A 21,704-nucleotide genomic window follows, 5' to 3' on the forward strand; every position below is an offset into this window, starting at 1 on the left:
CCGCTCGCACGCCGGGGACCGCCTGCGACGCGCGAACCGTCCCGCCGAGTCGCTCTTCGAAGCACCCGCCGCGGGAGTACGCTCGCGTCAGCATCGTCCGCCCAGGCGATCGCCCCGACCCGACAGGACTCCCGATGGCAGGCACCGCTCCGACCTCCGCTCCCACCGGCACACTCGACGGGTGGGCGCGATCCACCTTCACCGGCGGCGGCATCACGCACGACCGATTCGAGAAGGGTTCCGGGCCCGGCGTCGTCCTGATCCCCGAGATCCCGGGCATCACGCCGGAGGTGCTCGGGCTCGCGGAGCATCTCGTCGACGAGGGCTTCACGGTGTCGATGCCGTCGCCGTTCGGAGTGCCAGGCAAGCCGTCGACCGTCGGCTACACGCTGGGAACGGTCGCGAAGATCTGCGTCACGGCGGAGTTCAAGGCGTTCGCGACCGATGCACGCCGCCCGTTCGCCGACTACCTGCGGGCGCTCGCCGTCGATCTCGCCTCGCGAACGCCCGGGCACGGCGTCGGTGTGATCGGGATGTGCTTCACGGGCGGGTTCGCGCTCGCTGCGGCGATGGACGACTCGGTCCTGGCCGCCGTCCTCAGTCAGCCGGCGGCACCGTTCCCGATCAGTCGCGCGCGACGTCTCGACCCGTCGATGTCCACAGCCGAGTTCGACCGGGTGGCCGAGCGCGCGGACGCTGGCTCGGTGTGCGCACTCGGTCTCCGGTTCAGCGAGGACGCGGCCGCGCCCCGCGAGCGTTTCCGGACGATCGCCGACCGGCTGGGCGATGCATTCGAGGTCATCGAGCTGGACTCCTCCCCCGGCAACGCGGGCGGCTTCTCGAAGGGCGCGCACTCCGTCCTGACCGACGAGGTCCGCGAAATCGCCGGCCAACCCGCGTTCGAGGCGCGGGCCCGCACGGTCGCCTTCTTGCGCGAGCGGCTCGTTCCAGCGACGTAACGCTCGCTTCAGCGGAGCTCGAAAAACACCGAGTCGTCCGTCCGCCGAACCTCACGAAATCCGACGTTCAGCAGGACACGCTGCGATGCGATGTTCTCGACAGCCGTGTCGGCTTCGATGATGTGCGCGCCAGTTCTGAATGCTGCGTCTGTCAATGCGCGAAGCGCTTCGGCTGCGAGCCCGCTCCCGCGTACCGACTCGACGAGCCCGTAGCCGAGCTCGGCCCTCCCTTCCTCATCGGGCGGCCCGAAGAATCCGATGCCGCCGATCGAGAGACCTTCAGGGAACGTCTGGATTGCGTAGAGCGTGAAGAAGGGATGAGGGTCCGTGAGGACGGCAAGTCCGCGGAGCGGTCCCAGTTCATCTCCAAGCGGGTACTCGGGGTGCCAACGATCGTGCGCTGCCGGCGTCTGCGCGATGATCCGCTGCGCCTCAACGGGGGTGATCGGATGCAGGATGAGTCGATCGGTCAGGATGTCCACCGTCACAGCATCGCAGTCTTGTCATGAGACTCAGGACCCCTGTACGTGGTTCTCCACAGCTTCCGCCGAATCGACATGGGGAGCGAGCGCGCGGTTAGGCTCGGGAGATGAGTCGAGCACGGAGACGCGTGACAGGGCTGGGGATCGCGATCCTCGGATTCATCGTGGGGCTCGCGGGCCTGTTCTGGTTGCCGTCGCTCATCGGCGTGGTCCCCGCGAACTTCATCGGCAACACCATCGGGCTCCCCGTGATGCTCTTCGGTCTCCTCTTCGCTCGTCAGAAACCGTGGACCGGCGGGCGCATCACCGCCGAACGATTCCGCGCCCTGCTTACGGTGAGCATCGTACTGATAGCGGCCGGCGTCACGGTCTTGGTGATCGCCGAGCCCTTGATTCTGCGCTTCGGCGGCAGCGCGCTCACCGCGATCGGGCTCGGTCTCTGCATCACCGCCGTCTATCGCCGGAACGGCACACGGTATGCCGATGCTGAGGCATCGGCGATGACAGCCTCCCGAGCGGCGGCCTCTCACGCGGACGCAGCCACGGTCGAGAGGTCGAGCCCTCAGCGCTAAGCGCCATTCCCACGCAGAGCTGAAACTTTCACAAAAGGTTCAATATGATACTCAATATGAAAGCGTCAGTTCCGATGATCAGCCCTCTCCTTCGCTCGGACACGCAAGGGCACCTCCTGGCGCAGCTCCTCCTCACCCCCGAGCGGAACCGGACACTCACCGAACTCGCCGCCGCAGTCGGCACGACGATGCCGACCGTCCATCGAGAGGTCGAGCGGTTGATCGAGTCAGGCTTCGCGACGGAGCGTCGATCGGGCCGGAATCGCTACATCAGCGCGAACACGGAGCACCCGCTCTACACGCCTGTGCGACAGATCATCGAGTATGCGTACGGACCTCGCGCCGTCCTCCCGCCTCTCCTTGCGCCGATCGCGGGCGTTGATGAAGCATATGTGTACGGGTCCTGGGCCGCTCGGTTGTCAGGAGAGCCGGGACCAGATCCGGCCGACATCGACGTGCTGGTCATCGGACGCCCTGACCGATCCGCGATCTACGATGCTGCGGCCGAAGCATCCGAGCGCTTGAGCCGAGACGTGAACATCCGATCCGTGAGCCGCGCAGGCTGGGATTCCGAAGCCGACGCCTTCATCCGAACGCTGAAGAGCCGACCGCTCGTCCCGCTCGACCTCGGAGCACTGCGCTCAGCGGGGGCTGCATGATCCGTTGGGAGCAAGGCAGGGCCGAGGTCGACGACCTTCTGACCAACCGACGCCTCGAACGCGCCACGGCGAATCCCGAACACGCCCGACACATTCTGACGCAAGCGCGCCGACACGTGTCATCGGCGTCCGCCCTCCGGGAGAGCGACCTCGAGCTCGCTTTCAGCGCAGCCTACGACGCTGCTCGCAAAGCCCTCACAGCGCTCCTCGCCGCTCAGGGGCTGCGACCAACGTCCGCCGGCGGCCACGTCGCGGTGTACCAGAGCGCGCTTGCCCAGTTCCATCCGCCGATGGGCCGCACGATCAAGCCTTTCGATTGGATGCGTCGAACCCGCAACGACACCGAGGATCCCAGCGCAGACACCCCGACGATTGAGGCGGAAGACCTGGATGAGGCCGTTCTCGCCGCCACTGCGATCCTCGAGCTGTCGGAACGACTCATCGAACAGCTGCCGCCGTACGGTCGGTGACTTCTCCTCCGCTGAAACGCACGCCGCCTCATTCGAGCACGGCGAACGCCTCCAGCTCGACGAGCACATCCGGCTCGAACAGATAGTCGACACCGATGAGCGAGACCGGCGGCAACGGCTGCGGAAGGTCCAGCTCATCAACGACCCGACCGATGCCGGCGACCAACCGCCACCACCGCGACCGACCGCTCGGCCGACGAGACGCCTCAGACGGCGAGACGCCCGCCGTCGACGGGAAGAACCACGCCGTGGATGTGGCTCGCCGCATCAGAGGAGAGGAACACGATCGCGTCCGCAACCTCGGCTGCGAGGCCGACGCGTCCGGCAGGAGCGCCCGCCGCCTGCTGGTCGAGGCCGTCGCCCATCGCCTCGGTGCCCTCGGTCCGGGTCGGTCCGGGGCTCACCGTGTTGACGCGCACACCGCGGGGACCGAACTCGGCCGACCAGGACTTCGTCAACAGCTGCAACGCCGCCTTGCTCGATCCGTAGAGCGACATCTCGGCCATGCCGAAGGTCGCGACCATGGTGGAGAGGTTCACGATCGCGCCGTGACCGCGTTCCGCCATCGCAGGCGCAAGAGCGCCGACCAGGAAGTACGGAGCGCGTACGTTGACGGCCATCACGGCGTCGAAGGTGGACGCGTCGACGGAGGCCGTCGGACCGAACGGGAACACTCCCGCGTTGTTGACGAGGATGTCGACGTGACCGTTGCCGAGGCGACTTGCCTCGGCGGCGAGGGAGCGCACGCTGTCGAGGTCGCTCAGATCGGCGGCGACGAAGTCCGCGGCCCCTCCGGAATCGCGGATCGTCGCCACGACGTCTTGCCCGCGCCCGGCATCGCGACCACTGACGATGACGTGGACGCCGCCCGCCGCGAGCTTGAGCGCCGCCTGTCGACCAATGCCGCTCGTGCTGCCGGTGATCAGGGCGGTCTGGGAGGTGAAATCGTACTGAGCCATGATGAGCTCGTCCTTTCGATTGGAGTGAACACTCCAATGATTGATCGATGAAAATGGAACAGCAACTCCAAAACGACGTAGGCTGGGAACATGACCAACGAGACCGCAGTCGAGCACGTCGAGCTCGCCGTCGGCGGACGCCCCCTGACGGCCAAAGGCCGATCGACCAGGGCCCGGATCGTCGAGGCCGCGTCACGGCTGGTGCTGGAGAACGGCGTCGAGCACACGACCGTCGACGACATCCAGCGCGAAGCCACCGTGAACGCATCGCAGCTCTACCATTACTTCGCGGATAAGAACGAGCTGATCCACGCGGTCATCGATCACCAGACCGAAGGAGTGCTCGCCGTCCACCGACCGGCACTGACGAGCCTCGACGACTTCGAAGGCCTCCAGGCTTGGCGCGAGCTGGTCGTCGGGCTGGTCCGCGGCCAGGAGTGCGTCGGCGGCTGCCCGATCGGGTCGCTCGCGAGCAACCTCGCCGAATCCGATGCCGCGGCGCGGAAAGTTCTGCAGGAGTCGTTCGCCAGATGGGAGGAACTGTTGCGCGACGGACTGTGCGCGATGCGCGACAACGGCACCCTCGGACCGCAAGCGGACCCGGGCACGCTCGCCCTCGCGCTCCTCGCCGCCGTCCAGGGTGGCCTGCTGCTCAGCCAGACGCGGCGCGACACCGTCGCGCTCGAAGCCGCGCTGGACACGGCGATCGCACATCTGCGCACCCTCGCGCCTCAGCTCGGCTGACCGGACTCCGCACGTTCGAGCCGACGACGCTCCCGGATGAGCGACGCGATCCGCTCTCGAAGCTGGATGCGAACGCCCCCTCCGTCGAACGGCACCGCACCTCTCAGCCGAAGCGCCGCCCGGCACGAGCCGGACGGCGTTTCGACTCCACAGAGGAACAGTCCTAGGCGGCAGCCTCCTCGAGCACCTGCTCGGCGCGCTCCGGGCTCCCCTCGGCGAGGCCGCGATCGATGGCCTTGCGAGACGCGAGCCACAGCACGATCCCGACGACGAACACGATCGCCTCGCTCACCGTGAGCGACCAGATGATGCCAGCCAGCCCGAACCACAGGTTGCCGAGGAACACGATCGGGATGAACAGGACGCCCTGCGACATCGACATCACGATCGCCGGAACCGACCGCCCGGCCGCCTGGAAGAACGAGGTGATGAGTCCCGTGAAGCCGTTGACGATCATCGCCACGAGCTGCGCCGTGAGGATCGTGATGCCGATGCCGAGCACCGAGGGATCAGAGGAGAAGGCCGAGAAGACCTGCTCGCGGAAGACGAACACGAGCGTCGAGGAGACGAGCACGATGACGCCGACGGTCAACGCCGATGCGCGCAGCGAGGACATCAGACGGCCACGGTCGCCCTTGCCGTACGAGTAGGCGAGCAGCGGGAGCACACCCAGAGTGACGCCCATCACGAGGAACTCGGGCACCTGAGCGATCCGGACCGCGACGCCCATCGCCGCGAGGGCGCTGTCCCCATAGGCGACGGCGAGGTTGTTGAGCACGAGCGAGGTGACGATGAGGAACGCGGACTGGAACAGTTCGCCGACGCCCACACCGAAGACGGGCTTCAGGACCGTCGGAGAAAGCGTGAACCAGCGGGGCGCGAGGTTGATGTGCTCGCTGTTCCGCTGCAGCCACACCATGAAGTACACGACGACGCCGAGGTTCGCGAGCCCCATCGCGAGTGCCGCGCCGGCGACGCCCCAGTGGAGGACCAGGATGAACAGGATGTCGAGCACGACGTTCAGGATCGTGGACGCGATCAGGCCGATCATCACCTGTCGTGCCGCCCCCTCGGCGCGCACGATCTGTTCGAGACAGAACGCGGCGGCGAGGACGGGGACGAAGGCCAGCATGACACCGACGTACGCGCTCGTCGCGGGCACTGCGGCGGCATCCGCACCGAGCACGGTGACGAGCGGCCCCAGGAAGATCAGGCCGATGACGCCGAGGACGGCACCCGTGATCACCGCGCCCCAGACGGCGAACGACGAGACGTGCTTGATCTCGCCGGCCTTCGCCGGATCGTGTTCCGCCGCACCCAGGAGGCGCGAGATGAGCGCGCCACCACCGACGCCGAAGACGCCGCCGATCGCCATCACGAGACCGAGCAACGGCGTGCCGAAGGTGATCGCGGCGAGCAGGGCGCTGTCGTGCTGCGAGCCGATGAAGCCCGCGTTGATGACGTTGTAGAGGGCGCCGACGATCATCGCGGACGCCATCGGCACACAGAGGTGGATGAGAGCCCGGAAGATCGGTGCTGAGGAGAGGTACCACCGGTTGGTGCCGACGGCATCTGCCTTCGCGGGTACGTCGGCGAGGCCAGCGGACGTATCGGCGAGGCCAGCGGATGGCGCCCCCGCCTCGGCGGGGGAGACTGACGAAGCTGTGGACGTTTCAGAGGTTTCAGGGTTCGAGGTGCTCATGACTGCTCCTTTCCGGGCAGGTTCGAGCGCGCGCCGACGAACGCCGGCACGGCGAGGGGAGGTTCAGGATGCGCGCGGCGTCAGATGCCGGGCGCGGGAGCGGTCATCCGCGAGTCGGTTGTGGCAGGACCGCGGTGACTTTCGTGAGAAGGGCGAGCAGGGTGTCCCGCTCGTCCTGGTCCAACGGGGCGAGGATCGTCTCGTCGGCTGCGGCCATCGCGTCTTCGAAGCCCGCGATGAGTTCGGCGCCTGCAGGTGTGGCGTAAACGCGCTTGCTGCGCTCGTTGCCGCCCTCCGTCCGACGCTCGATGAGGCCTCGTCGTTCGAGTCCCTGCAGGAGGCTCGACACGCTCGCGGCGCTCGTGCGGCTGATCTGCGCGATGTCGCGCTGGATCGCACCGGGATTCTGCACGAGGTAGCCGAGCACGAAGGCCTGCTCGTGGCTGAGGTCGCGTTCGCGAATCCAGTCCTCGCCGGCCTTCCGCTGCGCCCAACCGATCCAGCGGACCAGTTCGAGACTGCTCGTGAAGGTGATCTCCCGTTCGTTCATAATCAGAACTCTAACTGTTTGAGTTCTAACTGTCAACGCTCGAACTGAAAAGTTGTTCATGGATGGGCATGCATGGCCGACTTGCTTCGACCCGTCCCACTTGTATAGTTAACATGTTATTTGATTGACCGGGTTTTCTCCCTCCTGAAGAGCAAGGTGTGCGCCGATGCATAACGACGATTCCGACGTCGAGGGTCGCCTGACCAGATTCGTCAGAGACCGACTCGGAGCCGCGCTCTACCGCGAGCAGATCCCTCTCCGGATCACCGCATGGGAGGTGCCCGGCGAGCCTGTCCCCTTCAGCGAAGCGGTCGCCGCCGACGCTGCTACCGAGTTCGTCCCGTTCACGCTCGACTCCGAATGGGGCAAGCCGTGGGGCACCACGTGGTTCCACCTCACGGGCCAGGTCCCGGCAGCCTGGCGTACTCCGGAAGCCACCGCGGACGAGCACACGAGCACCGAACTCGTGATCGACCTCGGCTTCAATTGGCACCGCGCCGGCTACCAGGCCGAGGGCCTCCTCCACACGGTGGACGGCGTGCCCGTGAAGGCGATCAACCCGCTCAACCACCACTACGGCATCGATCACCTGACAGACGGCCGCCTGGACCTGTACCTCGAAGCCGCCTCCAATCCGGACTTCGACGTGGAGGAGTTCCTCTTCCAGCCGACCGCGATGGGCGACAAGGAGACGGCGGGCGACGCTCCGCTCTACCGGTTCCGCTCAGCGTTCATCGGGCTGCTCGATCGCGAGGTCTGGGAGCTGCAGGCGGACATCCGCGTACTCAGCGGGCTCCTCGGCGAGCTGCCGAAGACCTCCAGTCGGCGCGCGACCATCCTCCGGGCGCTCGAGGACATGCTCAACGCCGTCGACCCGCTCGACCTCCACCACACGGCGAGCGCCGGTCGCGAGCGCCTCGCACCCGTCCTCGCCAAGCGCGCCAACGAGAGTGCGCACACGATCGTCGCCATCGGCCACGCCCACATCGATTCCGCATGGCTGTGGCCCATCCGCGAGACGATCCGGAAGTGCGCGCGCACATTCTCGAACGTCTTGGACCTCATGGACCGCTCCCCCGAGTTCCGCTTCGCCGCGTCCTCGGCCCAGCAGTTCGAGTGGATGAAGCAGTTCCACCCGCACGTCTACGCGCGCATCCGCGAGAAGGTCGCGACGGGCCAGTTCATCCCCGTCGGCGGCATGTGGGTCGAATCCGACACGAACCTGCCGGGCGGCGAAGCACTCGTGCGGCAGTTCCTCTTCGGCCAGCGGTTCTTCACGGAGGAGTTCGGACGGCCGTGCGAGGAGGTGTGGCTGCCGGACTCCTTCGGCTACTCGGGATCGCTCCCGCAGATTGCGATGTCCGCCGGCGCCAGATGGATGCTCACCCAGAAGATGTCCTGGAGCCGCACGAACGACCTCCCGCACCACACCTTCACGTGGGAAGGCATCGACGGCTCGCAGATCTTCACGCACCTGCCACCCGTCGACACCTACGTGGCGGAGCTCACCGCAGCCGAACTCGCGCATGCTGAGGCGAACTTCCGAGAGAAGGGGCGGGCCACGATGTCACTCGTCCCGTTCGGCTACGGTGACGGCGGCGGCGGCCCGACGCGGGAGATGGTGCAGACGGCGAACCGGCTGCGATCACTCGAGGGCTCGCCGACCGTGGAGATCGCCTCCCCGGCCGAGTTCTTCCGCCGCGCGGAGGCGGAGTACCCGAACCCGCCGATCTGGGTCGGCGAGATGTACCTGGAGTCGCACCGGGGCACCTACACGAGCCAGGCTCCGACGAAACGCGGCAACCGCGGGAGCGAGCACCTCCTGCGCGAAGCCGAACTGTGGGCGACGACCGCAACCGTCCGGACCGGCGTCGCGTACCCCGCCGAGGAGCTCGCCGAGCTGTGGAAGACGGTCCTGCTGCTGCAGTTCCACGACATCCTCCCCGGCAGTTCGATCGCCTGGGTGCACCGCGACGCCGAACGCAGTTACGCGTCCATCGCCGAACGGCTGACCGCGATCATCGACCGCTCGCTGCGCACCCTGGTGGGCGACGGCGATGTGCCGATGCTGGCGAACGCTGGGCCGCTCGCGCTCGGCGGGCAGACGGCGGCGACCGTTGGTCCGACCCGGGATGCCGCCGCCGGCCCGACCGCGGTCGGCGCCGCCGTGCCGGAGGTCTCGGTCCTCATCGAGGGCCCGCTCACGATCCTCGACAACGGGCTCGTCCGGGTCGCCGTCGACGAGCAGGGGCTCATCCGCTCACTGCGGACGACGAACGCCGGACGCGGGGCAGAGACCCGCACCGCCCGCCTCGGACGCGAGTCCATCGCGGGCGGCGCGGCCGGCAACCTCCTCCAACTCCACGTCGACACCCCGAACGAGTGGGATGCGTGGGACATCGACCGCCACTACCTCGCCAGCAGCGAGGACCTCACGATGGTCGACGCGATCGAGGTGGATCAGACGACTGACGGGCAACGAATCGTGATCACCCGCTCCTTCGGCGCATCGACCGCCGTGCAGACGATCGGGCTGCGTCGCGGATCACCGGTCGTCGACGTGACCGCGGAGATCGACTGGCATGAACGACAGAAGCTCCTGAAGCTGACGTTCCCGTTCGCCGTCAAAGCCGATCGCGCAGCATCGGAAGTGCAGTTCGGCCACGTCTTCCGGCCGACGCACCAGAACACCTCGTGGCAGTTCGCGCAGTTCGAGACGCCTGCCCACCGCTGGGTGCACGTGGGGGAACCGGGTTTCGGCGTCGCGCTCGCCAACGACGCCACCTACGGGTACGACATCCACCGGCACACCCTCCCGTCGTCGACGTCGAGCACCGTGGTCCGTGCATCGCTCCTGCGCGCGCCCCTCTACCCGGATCCGGAGTCCGATCAAGGCCGGCACTCGTTCGCCTTCACGATCCGACCCGATGCCACGATCGCCGATGCCGTCGCCGACGGGTACGCCCTCAACGTGCCGCTGCGCGCGGTGACGGGGTCGACTGCCGTGGCGCCGCTCGTCACGGTCTCGGAACCGGGGATCGTCGTCGAGTCGGTCAAGCTCGCGGAGGACGGGTCCGGCGATGTCGTCGTGCGGCTCTACGAAGCGCTCGGCGAGAACGGTGCGGCCGTGCTGCGGACGGATGAGCGGCTGGGGCGGCCCTCGGTCGTCGACGTCCTGGAGCGGCCCGTCGATGCTGCGGCGGGGCTCGTCGAGCAGGTGGACGATCGCGATGGACAGGCCGCGGCGACCCGCATCGCCCTCCGCCCGTTCCAACTGCTCACACTGCGATTCCCGTTCGTGAGCGCCGAATGGGGTACTTTATGATGTTAATTACCCGACGAAGCCGATCGTAACCGAGGGAACCTCCAATGCCTCCCAGCGCGCCTCCCAAATACGAGCAGATCAAAGCCGACCTGCGCCTCCAGATCATCCGCGGCGACTACACGCCCGGCCAGCCGTTCGTCACCCAGCAGCAGATCTGCGATGCGTACTCGGTGAGCATGCTGACGGCCGCTCGTGCGCTCAACGAGCTCGAGGTCGAGGGACTGGTCACGCGCCGTCGCGGCAAGGGCACCTTCGTCGCCGAGGCCAAGACGCTCTCGCGCACGCCGGCCGGGCACACGATCCAGTGCGTCGTCCCGAGCCTCACGAGCGGACACGTGTCGAACTTCGTCCGTGGCGTCGAGTCGATGTGCACGGACCGCGGCTACCACCTGCTCCTGTCCGACTCGCACGGTCTCGAGGACCGGCAGTCGCAGGCGCTCGTGCGAGCGAGCATGGGCGGCGTTGACGGCGTCATCATCTACCCCGTCGAGGGTTCGGCGGATCATGAGGCCGTCTCGCAGCTGCGGCGGAGCGCCGTCCCCATCGTCTTCGCCGACCGCTACTGGCCGGAGATCTCGCTCGACGCGGTCCTCCTCGACGACTTCGCGATCGGCTACCAACTCACCCAGGCCCTCATCGCCCGCGGTCACACGCGCATCGGCACCCTCTGGGGCGAGATCACGGCGACCTCCGTTCGTGACCGCCTCTCCGGGCATCTGCAGGCGCTCCGCGAGCACGGCCTGCCGGTCATCGGCGAACTGACCGCGCTCCGGTCCTCCTACCCGGCCGATGCGCGTGCTGGTTCATCGGTCCTCAAGCAGATGTTGAAGGCCAAGCCGACCGCGCTCCTCTGCGCCAACGGCTTCGTCCTCGCGACGGCGATGAACGAGCTGGCCGAGTCCGGCTTGCGCGTCCCGGAGGACATCGAGCTGGCCGGGATGGACGAGGCGGGCCCGTACGACACATTGCCGCTCACGGTCGCTTCCGCATCGCTCCCCTCCTACGAGATGGGCCGTCGTGCGGCCGAGATCCTCCTCGATCGCATCGCACAGGCCGATCCCGACGGCGAGACGGAGCACATCGTCCTCCCCGTCGAGATCCACCTGCACTCCGCCGCAGTGGCGGCCGCGGGCGCGTAGAGCACCTCGCCCGAGGGCCAAGTCCCTCGCACTCGGCGATTCGGTCGTCGCCGACGAACATGGCTGGTTCCGCAACGGGGAGCGGACGCCTGGCAACGAGTCGTTACTAAAGCTTAATATTCTTCGTGATGAGTCCTTCGTAGATTGAGGAGATGAGCGCGCAACGGTGTGCGCCACAACGAAGGGAACATCTCATGTCCTGGAGGAAGCAAGGGACTGGAATCGGCATCGCTGTTGCGCTGACGTCATCGTTGGCACTCGGCGGTGGATCAGCCGCCCTGGCACAGGGAACGGGTGAGGTGGCGTCACCTGAAGCAGCGGCATTGGACGCGCTCAGTCTGCTCCGCGGCGACGGCACGCACGACTCGACAGAGGAGTCGAACAGCTACGTCGACTCGGTGGAGGGACTGGTTGTCCCCACCGGCGACGGCGGGGAACCGCTCCGGGTCGCACCAGCGCAAGCCGGCTCCCCCGCGTTGGACCCCTCCGGCCTGCTGCTCTATGAACAAAGCACATCGTTCTCATACGCCTTCAGCGATGCCGCCCTTGGACGCACTGCTGGCTACTCGATCATGTTCGACGCCACTGCTCCATCGGAGTTTCGGTACGCGATTCGGATCGGCGATACCGATGCATCCTTGGAACTCGCCGAAGACGATTCAGTACACGTGCTCGGCCCAGACGGAACAATGGCGAACATCGTGCTTCCGCCCTGGGCCGTCGACGCGAACGGTCATTCAGTCCCGACGAGCTACAGCGTCGAGGGAAATGTGCTCGTACAACACGTGAATCACGCCGGCGCTGCATATCCGGTCGTCGCCGACCCATCCTTCGGTTGCGACGCTCTCTGGTGCACCGTGCTCCTGAACAAGAGCGAGAATTCTGACGTTGCCGACAACGCGCTCAACGCCGGAATCCTCTGCAGTTTCACTGGAGCGTTCGTGCCGATCTGCGCGGCAATGATCGGTCTTGTCTGGGCGAAGGCGAACGAAGCCCGCAGCTACGGAAAGTGCGCAGGAATTCGGTGGTGGAGAATCAACGGCGCCTTCATGCATCCCGTGATCGAGCACTGTCCGTGAGTCGATCAGAGCACCCGATGTCCTCCTGGCAGACCGAGTTCACTCTGGCTCTCCGTCGTGGTCCGTTCGCCTACACGTATTGGATCGTCGTCTCGTGCTGCGCCGCCGTGGTCATCGGCTCCTTCTGGGCTTCGACCCAGTTCCGGTCCGTCTCGAGTGCGATTGTGTTCGCTGTCATCATCGCGATGAACGTGATTCGCTACTGGATTGCCGTCACGCGGAGCAGACGCTTGGATGTGGCGGACCGGGACGCTGAAGGGCCTGCTTGAACGCGACGCCTACCGGGTCGGCGGCGGAACCCGGCCGAAGTCCAGTTCGATGACCGGGATGAGCACATCGGGGCGACTCCTCGGCAGTTTCAGCACCGTCGAACCCGCCGGCCCGGCGGCGACCTCGTGCGGCGCCGCGTCGTGGACAGCCGGCACGACGTCGTATCGGACCTCCACCCCGTCATGGACGAAGCGCGCGAATTCCAGCGGCGAAGGAAGCCCCGTGAACACGAGGTGCCCCGTCGGCCAATCGAAGATGTGCACGAAGACGCGTCCGTCCCGCTCCGTCACTCGGCATCCCTCCGGCGCCACGATCGAACTGACGCCGGCCCCTCGAATCGAGGACTCGTGCAGCTCCATCCACGCACCCACCTCGTGCAGGAGGTCATTGGCCCGCTTCTCGATGTCCCCTCTGCCCGTCGGCCCCACGTTGAGGAGCAGGTTCCCGCCCTTGGACACGCTGTCGATGAGCAACCGGAGGACCTGACCCGCATCGAGCCAGTTCTGGTAGGTGGGCGCGTACCCCCACGATCCGTTGAGCGTTCGGCAGGCCTCCCAGAGCTGCTTCTCACCGTTCACGATGTCGCCCGTCGGCTGCACTTCCTCCGGCGTGATGAAATCTCCGGAGCCCGCGAGATCGAGGCGATCGTTGATGAGCACGTCAGGGGCGAGCTCGCGGATCCGAGCGAACAGACGCTGAGAGTCCCAGAAGTCGGCTCCCTTGCCCTGCTCGACGACACGGTCGCCCGGGTAGGAGAAGTCGAACCAGAGCACGTCCGGCGCAAAGGTCGTGATGAGTTCTTCGACCTGCCGGTGGAGGTACTCGACGTACTGATCGCCCGGTCGTGGCGCGATGGTCGCACGGTCCTTCCAATCCGGGTGGAATCCGTCGAGCGGGAAGTCCGGGTGATGCCAGTCGAGCAGCGAGTAGTACAGCCCCACCCGCAGTCCCTCCGCACGGCATGCCGTGACGAGTTCGTCGACCAGATCCCGCCCTGCCGGCGAGTGCGGGGCGGAGAACTCGGTGTGCTCCGAATCCCACAGGCAGAAGCCCTCATGATGCTTGCTCGTCAGGACGACGTACTGCATGCCGGCCGCCTTGGCCGCCCGAGCCCACTCCTGGGCGTTGAACCGATCGGCCTCGAAGTGGTCGAAATACGTCCGATACTCGTCGGCGCCGATCGATTCGTAGTTCTGCACCCACTCGTGCCTGCCCGCCACCGAGTAGAGGCCGTAGTGGATGAACATGCCGAAACGCGCGTCGCGGAACCATGTCGTGCGGTCGAGGTCGGTTGCTGTCATGTTGCACATCTCTTTCGATCGGGCCGCACGGCGTCTCTGGCGTCTACGGCGTGTCTGTTGCGGTCAGCGCTACGGGGCTGCGGTCAGCACTGCGGGGTCGGTGATCGCGATCGCCGACACCCCGCGCAGCTCGTTGCCGTCGAGGCGCAGCTCGCGAACGTCGTTGAGCGCGAGGTTCGCCTCGATCTGCCCCGTCGGCACGGCGCGGGATCCTGTCGGCGACGCCATCAGCACATTATTCGTGAAGCTCAGCGATTCGACGTTCTCGGCCTCCAGCACTCGGCCGTGGGCGAGCGTGAAGCGATTGTCCCGCACCTCCAGCCGACCGTAGACCGCGGTCGTCGGCAGACCGATGGCATTGGTGACCTCGAGCACGATGGCGGGGCCGCCCGACTCGATGAACTCGTTGCCCTCGATGATGACCAGCGGGCTGGGGCCCGTCTCGAACCATTCGCCCGCATCCGAACTCAGGAAGACGGACGGCATCGCGGCACGCTCGAACACGTTGTCGGTGATGCGAATCGTTCGTCGACTCGTGGCCAGGACGCACCGGACGGGCGAGTTGCGGAAGACGCTCCCACGGATCTCGACGTCAGGGGTCAGCGTCGTGTTCTCCAACACGATGCGCCCGCCGGCCCTCGCGTGCGACAGGACGGCATCGGGCAACGGCCGCGCGAACCGCAGCACCGTCTCGAGCAGGCTGCCGGTCGAGCCGACACCGCCCCGGCCATCCGGGCCGTCGGCGATCGCCACGACGAGGTCGGTCGCCAACGACTCCTGGGACTCGCCGGAGAGGGCCGCGACGTGGTCTCCCGTCCGGAACTGGGGAAACCCGCCGGTCTCGTCGTGACGGAACGACACTCGCACCGTCGTCTCATCGATCAGCTCGTCGACGACGAGGAACGTGCCGTGGATGTTGATCGGGTCGTCGTGAGGATTGTCGAACAGGCAATCGCTCACGAGCACCCGACCGCCGACGCCCGAGAACTGCAGGAAGTCGGCGAAGCCGGCCGTGTACCGGCCCTCGCTCCGCGGCGCCTCGAACCGGACGCGGTCGACCGTGAGGTCCGAGCTCAACTGGGCGACCAGGCCGAAGCCGTGGAGGTAGCGGACGTCGAGGTCGCGGAACGTCACGTCCTCCGCGTCGATGACGACGATGCCGGGGTGATCACGAGTGGTCTCGCGCATCTGGTAGACGAGCCCCTGGTCGGTCGGCTCGGCCGCCTCCGGGCCGTAGCCGAAGCGGATCCGTCCGTCGCCGAGCTCGGCCACGGACGTGACATCGGTGAAGACCGGATTGTCCGCACGGTACGACCGACCCGCCACCGGATCATGGATCTGCGTGTAGGCGAGTGCGTCCCAGCCGGTCCAGTAGGGCGTTCCGTCGAGACTCGGCGCGGATCGCCACTGGATACGACCGGCGGCGCCCGGAAGCGTGTCGCCGAGGGTGAACGGGTTCGACGCCGGGACCGACAGCACACGGAACACGCGCCCGTTCTCGATCCCGCTCTCGACGACCGTCAGATCGATGACGGTCGGCACGTCGAAGTCGATGCTGAAGCCGTCGATCACAACGCGTGCGCTGTCGAGCACCCCGATCGTCGTCTGACGCCCGGAGAACACGAGCGCAGAGCCGTTGCCCCGCAGTCGGACATCGGTGAGCCCGTCGATGAGCACACCGACCGACTTGAACCGGTGGTCCTGGTCGACCCCGACCGTGTTCGAGACGTACAGCTCGCGGACCTCCGCGCCCTCCGGACGGAAACGATAGGTCCCGGTTGGGAAGTCGACGACGCTCGACACCTGCCGCCGCGCTTCCAGGAGAGCCGCCCGGACGGCGGGCGCCGAGTCGTGCTCTCCGGTCGGATCGGCGCCGAAGTCGAGGACGGAGACGACGGTGGGCTGTGCGGTGGTCGTCATCGTCGACTCGGCTCGCTTTCAGATCTGGATGGTGACAGGTCAATGTGCGGGTGTTCGTGCTATTCACTACCGGTCGCCAGCACGCGCCATACATCTGACGTTACCTGCTCCAGCAGATTCGCGCAGCCGAGCGAAAACCACTAGCTCGGCCATTGTGCCCTCCAAAGCCCCAGAAACGCGGCATTTTCTTGCAGTGGGGCAAGTAGACATCGGATCAATGGGTGGGCGAAATCCCAGAGCTGTGTAATGATGTGCTGACAAACAGTCATAGATGGAGAGGGAGTCACAGATGGCGCTCAACGTTGAGCAAGCGCCCCCGCTCAGGGTCGGCCCGGAGCATCTTCCGACCAAACGCCCCCGACTGAGCGGACGAGCCAGAGCCGCGCGAAGCCTCAGGCGTCACTGGCAGCTGTACCTGCTCATGATCGTGCCCATCGCCTACTTCATCATCTTCAAGTACGTGCCGATGACGAACGCGGTCATCGCGTTCAAGGACTACAACCCCGTCCAGGGCATCTGGGGCAGCCCGTGGGTCGGCTGGAAGCACTTCGAAGCGTTCATCTCGAACCCGGCCTTCTGGCGGCTCCTGCGGAACACCTTCATCCTCGCGGCCTACGTCCTCATCGCGAGCTTCCCGATCCCGATCATCCTCGCCCTCGCGCTCAACGAGGTCAGGCACCGCTTCTTCAAGCGCTCCGTGCAGATGATCACCTACGCGCCCTACTTCATCTCCACCGTCGTCATCATCTCCATGACGATCCTCATCCTCTCCCCGCGCATCGGCCTCCTCAACAAGGGTCTCAACATGTTCGGCATCGCGTCCGTCGACTTCCTCGGCGACGCGGAGTTCTTCCGCAACATCTACGTCGTGACCGACATCTGGCAGACCACCGGGTACTCGGCCGTCATCTACATGGCCGCGCTGGCAGGCGTCGACCAATCACTCTACGAAGCCGCCCGCGTCGACGGCGCCTCCCGCATCCAGAAGATCATCCACGTCGACATCCCGGCGCTCCTCCCGACCGCGACGATCATCATGATCCTCGGCGTCGGCAACATCATGGCGATCGGATTCGAGAAGGCGTTCCTGTTACAGAATCCGCTGAACCTCTCCCAATCGGAGATCATCGCGACCTACGTCTACAAGACCGGCCTCCTGAACGCCGACTTCAGCCTCGCGACCGCCATCGGGTTGTTCAACTCGGTGATCAACCTGTTCCTCCTGCTGATCGTGAACGCCGTGGCGAAACGCGTCACGGGGAACGGGCTCTGGTGAGCGACATGACCAATCTCACGACCAACTCCACCAACGTCCCCGACGAGACGACGACTGCGGCCATCGTCGTCGGCACCGCGCGCGGGCCTCGCGGCACCGGACGGTCGAGGCGCGACATCGCCCGGGCAGAACGCTCCGTCCGCATCAAGGACAACTCCACCGACCGCGTGTTCATGGTTGCGGTCTACATCCTCCTGACGACGTTCCTGCTCGCGGTCCTGCTGCCGATCCTGAACATCGTCGCTTCCTCCCTCAGCAGCCCGGCCGCCGTCTCCTCCGGCCGAGTCCTCTTCTGGCCGGTCGACTTCTCGCTCCGCGGCTACGAGGTCGCCCTGAGCGACCCGCAGGTGCTCACCGGCTTCGCCAACTCCGTCTTCTACACGGTCGCCGGAACCTTCGTGAGCGTGGTCCTCACCGTCGCGATCGCCTATCCGCTGTCCCGCAAGAACCTCTGGGGACGCGGACCAGTCACGGCCGGCATCATCTTCACGATGCTGTTCGCCGGCGGGCTCATCCCCGCCTACCTCGTCGTCCAGTCCCTCGGCATGCTCGACACCAGGTGGGCGATGATCCTCCCGCAGGCGGTCGGCGTATGGCAGGTCATCATCGCCATGGTCTTCTTCCGCAGCTCCATCCCGGAGGAGCTCTTCGAAGCCGCCGAGCTCGACGGCGCCGGAGACCTCAAGGTCCTGTGGCGCATCGTCCTCCCGCTGTCGAAGCCGCTCATCGCCGTGATCGCGCTGATGTACGCAATCACGCAGTGGAATTCGTACTTCGACGCGCTCCTCTACCTCAGGAGTTCCGAGCTGTATCCGCTGCAACTGGTGCTGCGGAACATCCTCATCCTGAACAACTCGGCCGGCGGCGACATCGCGAACCAGATGGAACGCCAGCAGTTGGCCGACCTCCTCAAGTACTCGCTCATCGTCGTCTCCACCGTGCCGATGATGATCGTCTACCCGTTCGTGGCGAAGTTCTTCACGAAGGGCATCATGATCGGCGCCGTCAAGGGCTGATCAGGGCGACGCCGGGCGATTCGCCGGAGCCGTCCCTCCCCGTTCGTCGTTCCACCCGACCCACCCGATCCAACAGATCCACCACCCGCACCACTCCATAGCAATCGACTCAACGAAGAGGAGCACCTCCCATGCGTCCGAAGTTCACCAAGCTCGCCATCGCGGTCGCCGCGCTCGCGGTCACGGCGGTGGCGATGTCCGGCTGTTCGCCAGCGGCATCCGACAACGGCAAGTTCACCGTGTTCGCCCCGCAGGGCGCCGACGGCAAGCTGTCGAACAACGCGTTCACGAAGATCGTCGAAGACAAGTTCGGTCTCGACTTCGACTTCCAGACCACCACGTACGACAACGGTGCGGCGAAGGAGAAGCGTCAGATCTCCCTCGCGAGCGGCGACTACCCCGACGCGTACATGCTCATCTCCTGGGTCGACACCTTCTCGCAGTCGGAGATCCTGAAGTACTCCAAGCAGGGCGTGATCGTCCCCCTCGACGACCTGATCGAGAAATACGCGCCGAACATGTCGAAGGCGCTGGAATCCGACCCGGAGCGCCTCAAGGCGATGACGGCTCCAGACGGTCACATCTACGGCGTCTCCAGCTGGAACGACTGCTACCACTGCTCGTACCCGAACAAGTTGTGGATGAACTCGGCCTGGCTGAAGAAGCTCGGCCTGTCCCAGCCGACCACGACGGAGGAATTGCGGACCGTGCTCCGCGCGTTCAAGACGCAGGACCCGAACGGCAACGGCATCGCCGACGAGATCCCGCTGAGCGGCTCGACCGTGAACTCGATCATCCCCTACCTCATGAGTGCGTTCACCTACGCTCCGATCGGCGGCGACAACAAGCCCGCGCCGATCGTGCTCAAGGACGGCACGGTCTCCATGCAGGCCACGACCGAAGACTGGCGTGCAGGCCTCGAGTACATCCAGTCGCTGTACGCGGAGGGACTCATCGACAACGGTGCGTTCACGCAGAACTCCGATGCGCTCAAGGCGCTCGGCGACAACGCGGACGCCGTCATCGTCGGCGCCGCGACGATGACGCACCCGGCCATCCTCACGAGCCTCGGTCAGGACGACGGCCGCGACAAGCAGTACGACGCCGTCCCGCCGCTAACCGGACCGAAGGGCGTCAAGACCGCGACGTTCCAGTCGTCCATCGATTCCAACGCGACGTTCGTCCTCACGAACAAGTCGACGGAGGAGGAGCGCATCGCCGCCATCAAGATGATCGACTACCTCTACACGCTCGATGGCCAGCTGGCCGGTCAGTTCGGCGCAGAGGGCGTCGGTTGGAACCCGCCGAAGGCCGGCGACGTCGCGCTCGACGAGTCGCTCGAACCGCAGTTCTCGCGCGTCTCCGGCAGCAACCGCAGCGGCGAGGTCGCGTGGGACGCACTCGCGCAGTACTACAGCCCGCAGTCGTTCCGGAACTCCGAGGCCGTCTCGACGGACATCTACGACTCGAACGGCTACGAACGCCGCCTCTTCCAGGCGACCAAGGAGTACGACGGCACGGCGCCGAAGGACGAGGTCTTCCCGTTCAACAGCCTCTGGCCGGACAACGATACGTCCAGTGAGCTCGCGACGCTGCAGACGAACATCGCCAGCTACATCACGCAGGCGAACGCCGAGTTCGTGACCGGACAACGCAACGTCAACGACGATGCCGCGTGGAAGTCCTACGTGAAGGACCTCGACGACCTCGGCATGGCGCGCTACCTCGAGATCTGGCAGACGATGTACGACGCCGGCAAGTAGCACGACGACCCACCGCACGGAACCGCGGGAACGGGACGGCTCATGGAGCACCGTCCTCTTCCCGCGGTTCTCGTCGTTGGGGGGGGTGGTGTGCACCTCTGACTCGCTCACTCCCGAGCGACGACCGGGCGCTCGGAACCAGAACAGCGGGACTGCGGGGCACTTCGACAAGCTCAGCGACCGGGTGAGGGAAGCCGTCCCCGAGCGGGGCAACGAGTCCGGTCCCTGAGCCTGTCGAAGGGTGGAGTCGAGGGCGACGCTCAGCGCGCGGGTGGGGAAACGGGTTGCTCGGCGACCCACGCCTGACCCCACGAGTCCATCTCTCGAACCAGCCCGCGCAGCGTCTGACCCATCGGGGTGAGCGAATACTCCACCCGCGGCGGCACCTCCGCGTAGACCTCCCGGTGCACGAGGCCGTCCTCCTCCAGTTCACGCAGCTGCCGGGTGAGCACGCGGTCGGTTACCTCGCCGACGGCTCGGCGAAGCTCTCCGTAACGCAGCGTCCGGTCCAACAACTCCTGGATGATCGTGAGCTTCCAGCAGCCGCCGATGATGCTCACGGTCGTCTCCACCGAGCAGATCGCGATCGCTGCCGCCGTCTTGTCTCGCATGACACTATCCAATCGGTTAGTACAGGACAAAGATGTGCATACTTATGCTTTTCGTAGCGCCCTGCTTGACTTACGGTACGACGCGGATCCGAGATGAGCAACCCGCTCCTGATCCGCCGGCTCACGAGCTCAGCAGCCGCCGCCCGCCGTCATCGTCTCGATGACACGGCGGTCTTCGGCGTGCCCGGCCCGGCCGAACACACACAACGAAGGAAGAACAGCATGACGAAGCGCGCAACGGTGATCTGGGCGCACCCCCGTACCGATTCGCTCACCGCAACAATCACGTCTGACGTGATCGAGGAACTCACCGCGCAGGGGTTCGACGTCGACGAGGTCGACCTGCACCGGGTGGGATTCGACCCGGTCCTGTGGGAAGCGGACGAGCCCGACCTTGACGACGTGGACAAGCAGTACACGCCCGAGGTCATGGAGCTGGCCGCACGCACGAAGGCGGCCGACGCGCTGGTGTTCGTGTTCCCCGTGTGGTGGTACTCGATCCCCGCCGTCATGAAGGGGTACATCGACCGGGTCTGGAACTACGGCCTGTTCTACGGCGAGGGACGCCGGTCCGGCATCGCCGCTGCCCGATGGATCGGCCTCGCCGGGGAGAGCGCAGAGGCGTTCCGCAAGCGCGAGTACGACGACATGATCGCGCGGAACCTCAACGTCGGCATCGCCGGGCTGTGCGGAGTCGGCGACAGCCGGGTGGTCCTGCTCCACGACACGCTCGGCGAGGGCATCGACGACCTGGACGCCCACTACCTCGCGCTTCGCGAGCAGGCGCGCGGCGTGGCGCGAGAGCTCGCCGTCTCACTCGCCTCTGAAGAGGACGAAGCGCTCAGCCCGATCGGTTCGTGAGCGGTCCCGCGGCATCCGGGCCGCACGGCTGAACGCCGCCCCTCGG

Annotated in this window: 20 protein-coding genes; 12 read left to right on the forward strand and 8 right to left on the reverse strand. The window is 66.2% G+C overall.

The window, feature by feature from the left end:
- Window positions 1-134: 134 nt before the first annotated feature.
- Complete coding sequence (locus ACQ3HB_RS00605) at window positions 135-959, forward strand: dienelactone hydrolase family protein (RefSeq protein WP_430916789.1); 825 nt, start codon at window positions 135-137, stop codon at window positions 957-959.
- Between the two features lie 8 nt (window positions 960-967).
- On the opposite strand, the gene ACQ3HB_RS00610 is transcribed toward ACQ3HB_RS00605, so the two are convergent.
- A complete protein-coding gene (locus ACQ3HB_RS00610; protein ID WP_430916791.1) occupies window positions 968-1,441 on the reverse strand; it encodes a GNAT family N-acetyltransferase in 474 nt (157 codons plus the stop codon).
- A 107-nt stretch (window positions 1,442-1,548) separates the two neighbouring features.
- On the opposite strand from ACQ3HB_RS00610, the gene ACQ3HB_RS00615 reads away from it, so the two are divergent.
- From ACQ3HB_RS00615 to ACQ3HB_RS00625, 3 genes are read left to right on the forward strand one after another with little or no spacing between them, the layout of a single operon-like run.
- Window positions 1,549-2,013 (forward strand): hypothetical protein, encoded by a 465-nt coding sequence (locus ACQ3HB_RS00615; RefSeq protein WP_430916792.1) that lies wholly within the window; start codon window positions 1,549-1,551, stop codon window positions 2,011-2,013.
- A gap of 56 nt (window positions 2,014-2,069) precedes the next feature.
- Window positions 2,070-2,672 carry a helix-turn-helix domain-containing protein gene (locus tag ACQ3HB_RS00620; RefSeq protein ID WP_430916794.1) on the forward strand — a complete coding sequence of 201 codons (603 nt, stop codon included), beginning with the start codon at window positions 2,070-2,072 and terminating at the stop codon, window positions 2,670-2,672.
- Window positions 2,669-3,142, forward strand: a complete 474-nt coding sequence (locus tag ACQ3HB_RS00625; RefSeq protein ID WP_430916795.1) for a HEPN domain-containing protein — start codon at window positions 2,669-2,671, stop codon at window positions 3,140-3,142. The genes ACQ3HB_RS00620 and ACQ3HB_RS00625 overlap by 4 nt, the downstream gene beginning before the upstream one ends.
- Before the next feature lie 28 nt (window positions 3,143-3,170).
- On the opposite strand, the gene ACQ3HB_RS00630 is transcribed toward ACQ3HB_RS00625, so the two are convergent.
- Together ACQ3HB_RS00630 and ACQ3HB_RS00635 are read right to left on the reverse strand one after the other, a co-directional pair.
- Window positions 3,171-3,410 carry a hypothetical protein gene (locus tag ACQ3HB_RS00630; RefSeq protein WP_430917769.1) on the reverse strand — a complete coding sequence of 80 codons (240 nt, stop codon included), beginning with the start codon at window positions 3,408-3,410 and terminating at the stop codon, window positions 3,171-3,173.
- Window positions 3,349-4,101 (reverse strand): SDR family NAD(P)-dependent oxidoreductase, encoded by a 753-nt coding sequence (locus tag ACQ3HB_RS00635; RefSeq protein WP_430916797.1) that lies wholly within the window; start codon window positions 4,099-4,101, stop codon window positions 3,349-3,351. Before ACQ3HB_RS00635 ends, ACQ3HB_RS00630 begins: the two co-directional genes overlap by 62 nt.
- 90 nt (window positions 4,102-4,191) lie before the next feature.
- Between ACQ3HB_RS00635 and ACQ3HB_RS00640 the strand changes: the two genes are divergently transcribed.
- Window positions 4,192-4,845 (forward strand): TetR/AcrR family transcriptional regulator, encoded by a 654-nt coding sequence (locus ACQ3HB_RS00640; protein ID WP_430916799.1) that lies wholly within the window; start codon window positions 4,192-4,194, stop codon window positions 4,843-4,845.
- Between the two features lie 163 nt (window positions 4,846-5,008).
- On the opposite strand, the gene ACQ3HB_RS00645 is transcribed toward ACQ3HB_RS00640, so the two are convergent.
- Window positions 5,009-6,547: an MATE family efflux transporter gene (locus tag ACQ3HB_RS00645; RefSeq protein ID WP_430916801.1), complete on the reverse strand. Its 1,539-nt coding sequence runs from the start codon at window positions 6,545-6,547 to the stop codon at window positions 5,009-5,011.
- A gap of 103 nt (window positions 6,548-6,650) precedes the next feature.
- Window positions 6,651-7,097 carry a MarR family winged helix-turn-helix transcriptional regulator gene (locus ACQ3HB_RS00650; protein ID WP_430916803.1) on the reverse strand — a complete coding sequence of 149 codons (447 nt, stop codon included), beginning with the start codon at window positions 7,095-7,097 and terminating at the stop codon, window positions 6,651-6,653.
- 166 nt (window positions 7,098-7,263) lie between these two features.
- Between ACQ3HB_RS00650 and ACQ3HB_RS00655 the strand changes: the two genes are divergently transcribed.
- From ACQ3HB_RS00655 to ACQ3HB_RS00665, 3 genes are all read left to right on the forward strand, one after another.
- A complete protein-coding gene (locus ACQ3HB_RS00655) occupies window positions 7,264-10,422 on the forward strand; it encodes an alpha-mannosidase (RefSeq protein WP_430916805.1) in 3,159 nt (1,052 codons plus the stop codon).
- Between the two features lie 44 nt (window positions 10,423-10,466).
- The gene (locus tag ACQ3HB_RS00660; protein WP_430916806.1) at window positions 10,467-11,561 is read left to right on the forward strand and encodes a GntR family transcriptional regulator; all 1,095 of its coding nucleotides are present in this window, start codon (window positions 10,467-10,469) and stop codon (window positions 11,559-11,561) included.
- A gap of 194 nt (window positions 11,562-11,755) precedes the next feature.
- Entirely contained in the window at window positions 11,756-12,640 is an 885-nt protein-coding gene (locus tag ACQ3HB_RS00665) for a hypothetical protein (RefSeq protein WP_430916808.1), read from the forward strand.
- 278 nt (window positions 12,641-12,918) lie between these two features.
- Here ACQ3HB_RS00665 and ACQ3HB_RS00670 read toward each other — a convergent pair whose 3' ends face one another.
- Window positions 12,919-14,220, reverse strand: a complete 1,302-nt coding sequence (locus tag ACQ3HB_RS00670; RefSeq protein ID WP_430916809.1) for an alpha-L-fucosidase — start codon at window positions 14,218-14,220, stop codon at window positions 12,919-12,921.
- A 60-nt stretch (window positions 14,221-14,280) separates the two neighbouring features.
- Window positions 14,281-16,131 (reverse strand): pectate lyase family protein, encoded by a 1,851-nt coding sequence (locus ACQ3HB_RS00675; protein WP_430916810.1) that lies wholly within the window; start codon window positions 16,129-16,131, stop codon window positions 14,281-14,283.
- Window positions 16,132-16,420: 289 nt separating this feature from the next.
- On the opposite strand from ACQ3HB_RS00675, the gene ACQ3HB_RS00680 reads away from it, so the two are divergent.
- The 3 genes from ACQ3HB_RS00680 (at window position 16,421) to ACQ3HB_RS00690 (ending at window position 20,186) form a co-directional block, all read left to right on the forward strand.
- A complete protein-coding gene (locus ACQ3HB_RS00680; RefSeq protein WP_430916812.1) occupies window positions 16,421-17,407 on the forward strand; it encodes an ABC transporter permease in 987 nt (328 codons plus the stop codon).
- Between the two features lie 5 nt (window positions 17,408-17,412).
- Window positions 17,413-18,423, forward strand: a complete 1,011-nt coding sequence (locus ACQ3HB_RS00685; RefSeq protein WP_430916814.1) for a carbohydrate ABC transporter permease — start codon at window positions 17,413-17,415, stop codon at window positions 18,421-18,423.
- A 131-nt stretch (window positions 18,424-18,554) separates the two neighbouring features.
- Window positions 18,555-20,186 carry a type 2 periplasmic-binding domain-containing protein gene (locus tag ACQ3HB_RS00690; RefSeq protein ID WP_430916815.1) on the forward strand — a complete coding sequence of 544 codons (1,632 nt, stop codon included), beginning with the start codon at window positions 18,555-18,557 and terminating at the stop codon, window positions 20,184-20,186.
- 260 nt (window positions 20,187-20,446) lie between these two features.
- Here the strand turns inward: ACQ3HB_RS00690 and ACQ3HB_RS00695 are convergent, their stop codons facing one another.
- A complete protein-coding gene (locus tag ACQ3HB_RS00695; protein ID WP_430916817.1) occupies window positions 20,447-20,797 on the reverse strand; it encodes a winged helix-turn-helix transcriptional regulator in 351 nt (116 codons plus the stop codon).
- A 222-nt stretch (window positions 20,798-21,019) separates the two neighbouring features.
- Between ACQ3HB_RS00695 and ACQ3HB_RS00700 the strand changes: the two genes are divergently transcribed.
- The gene (locus tag ACQ3HB_RS00700) at window positions 21,020-21,658 is read left to right on the forward strand and encodes an NAD(P)H oxidoreductase (protein ID WP_430916819.1); all 639 of its coding nucleotides are present in this window, start codon (window positions 21,020-21,022) and stop codon (window positions 21,656-21,658) included.
- Window positions 21,659-21,704: the final 46 nt, after the last annotated feature.

This window comes from Plantibacter lichenum (assembly GCF_050587525.1).
Classification (GTDB): Bacteria; Actinomycetota; Actinomycetes; order Actinomycetales; family Microbacteriaceae; genus Plantibacter.

Excerpts from the sequence above, each read along its gene's own strand:
- ACQ3HB_RS00695 (WP_430916817.1), bottom strand. The coding sequence starts at position 20,797 with ATGCGAGACAAGACGGCGGCAGCGATCGCGATCTGCTCGGTGGAGACG.
- ACQ3HB_RS00620 (WP_430916794.1), top strand. The coding sequence starts at position 2,070 with ATGAAAGCGTCAGTTCCGATGATCAGCCCTCTCCTTCGCTCGGACACG.
- ACQ3HB_RS00605 (WP_430916789.1), top strand. The coding sequence starts at position 135 with ATGGCAGGCACCGCTCCGACCTCCGCTCCCACCGGCACACTCGACGGG.
- ACQ3HB_RS00685 (WP_430916814.1), top strand. The coding sequence starts at position 17,413 with ATGACCAATCTCACGACCAACTCCACCAACGTCCCCGACGAGACGACG.
- ACQ3HB_RS00625 (WP_430916795.1), top strand. The coding sequence starts at position 2,669 with ATGATCCGTTGGGAGCAAGGCAGGGCCGAGGTCGACGACCTTCTGACC.
- ACQ3HB_RS00635 (WP_430916797.1), bottom strand. The coding sequence starts at position 4,101 with ATGGCTCAGTACGATTTCACCTCCCAGACCGCCCTGATCACCGGCAGC.
- ACQ3HB_RS00675 (WP_430916810.1), bottom strand. The coding sequence starts at position 16,131 with ATGACGACCACCGCACAGCCCACCGTCGTCTCCGTCCTCGACTTCGGC.
- ACQ3HB_RS00645 (WP_430916801.1), bottom strand. The coding sequence starts at position 6,547 with ATGAGCACCTCGAACCCTGAAACCTCTGAAACGTCCACAGCTTCGTCA.
- ACQ3HB_RS00655 (WP_430916805.1), top strand. The coding sequence starts at position 7,264 with ATGCATAACGACGATTCCGACGTCGAGGGTCGCCTGACCAGATTCGTC.
- ACQ3HB_RS00680 (WP_430916812.1), top strand. The coding sequence starts at position 16,421 with ATGGCGCTCAACGTTGAGCAAGCGCCCCCGCTCAGGGTCGGCCCGGAG.
- ACQ3HB_RS00640 (WP_430916799.1), top strand. The coding sequence starts at position 4,192 with ATGACCAACGAGACCGCAGTCGAGCACGTCGAGCTCGCCGTCGGCGGA.
- ACQ3HB_RS00690 (WP_430916815.1), top strand. The coding sequence starts at position 18,555 with ATGCGTCCGAAGTTCACCAAGCTCGCCATCGCGGTCGCCGCGCTCGCG.
- ACQ3HB_RS00660 (WP_430916806.1), top strand. The coding sequence starts at position 10,467 with ATGCCTCCCAGCGCGCCTCCCAAATACGAGCAGATCAAAGCCGACCTG.
- ACQ3HB_RS00700 (WP_430916819.1), top strand. The coding sequence starts at position 21,020 with ATGACGAAGCGCGCAACGGTGATCTGGGCGCACCCCCGTACCGATTCG.
- ACQ3HB_RS00665 (WP_430916808.1), top strand. The coding sequence starts at position 11,756 with ATGTCCTGGAGGAAGCAAGGGACTGGAATCGGCATCGCTGTTGCGCTG.
- ACQ3HB_RS00615 (WP_430916792.1), top strand. The coding sequence starts at position 1,549 with ATGAGTCGAGCACGGAGACGCGTGACAGGGCTGGGGATCGCGATCCTC.
- ACQ3HB_RS00650 (WP_430916803.1), bottom strand. The coding sequence starts at position 7,097 with ATGAACGAACGGGAGATCACCTTCACGAGCAGTCTCGAACTGGTCCGC.
- ACQ3HB_RS00670 (WP_430916809.1), bottom strand. The coding sequence starts at position 14,220 with ATGTGCAACATGACAGCAACCGACCTCGACCGCACGACATGGTTCCGC.
- ACQ3HB_RS00630 (WP_430917769.1), bottom strand. The coding sequence starts at position 3,410 with ATGCGGCGAGCCACATCCACGGCGTGGTTCTTCCCGTCGACGGCGGGC.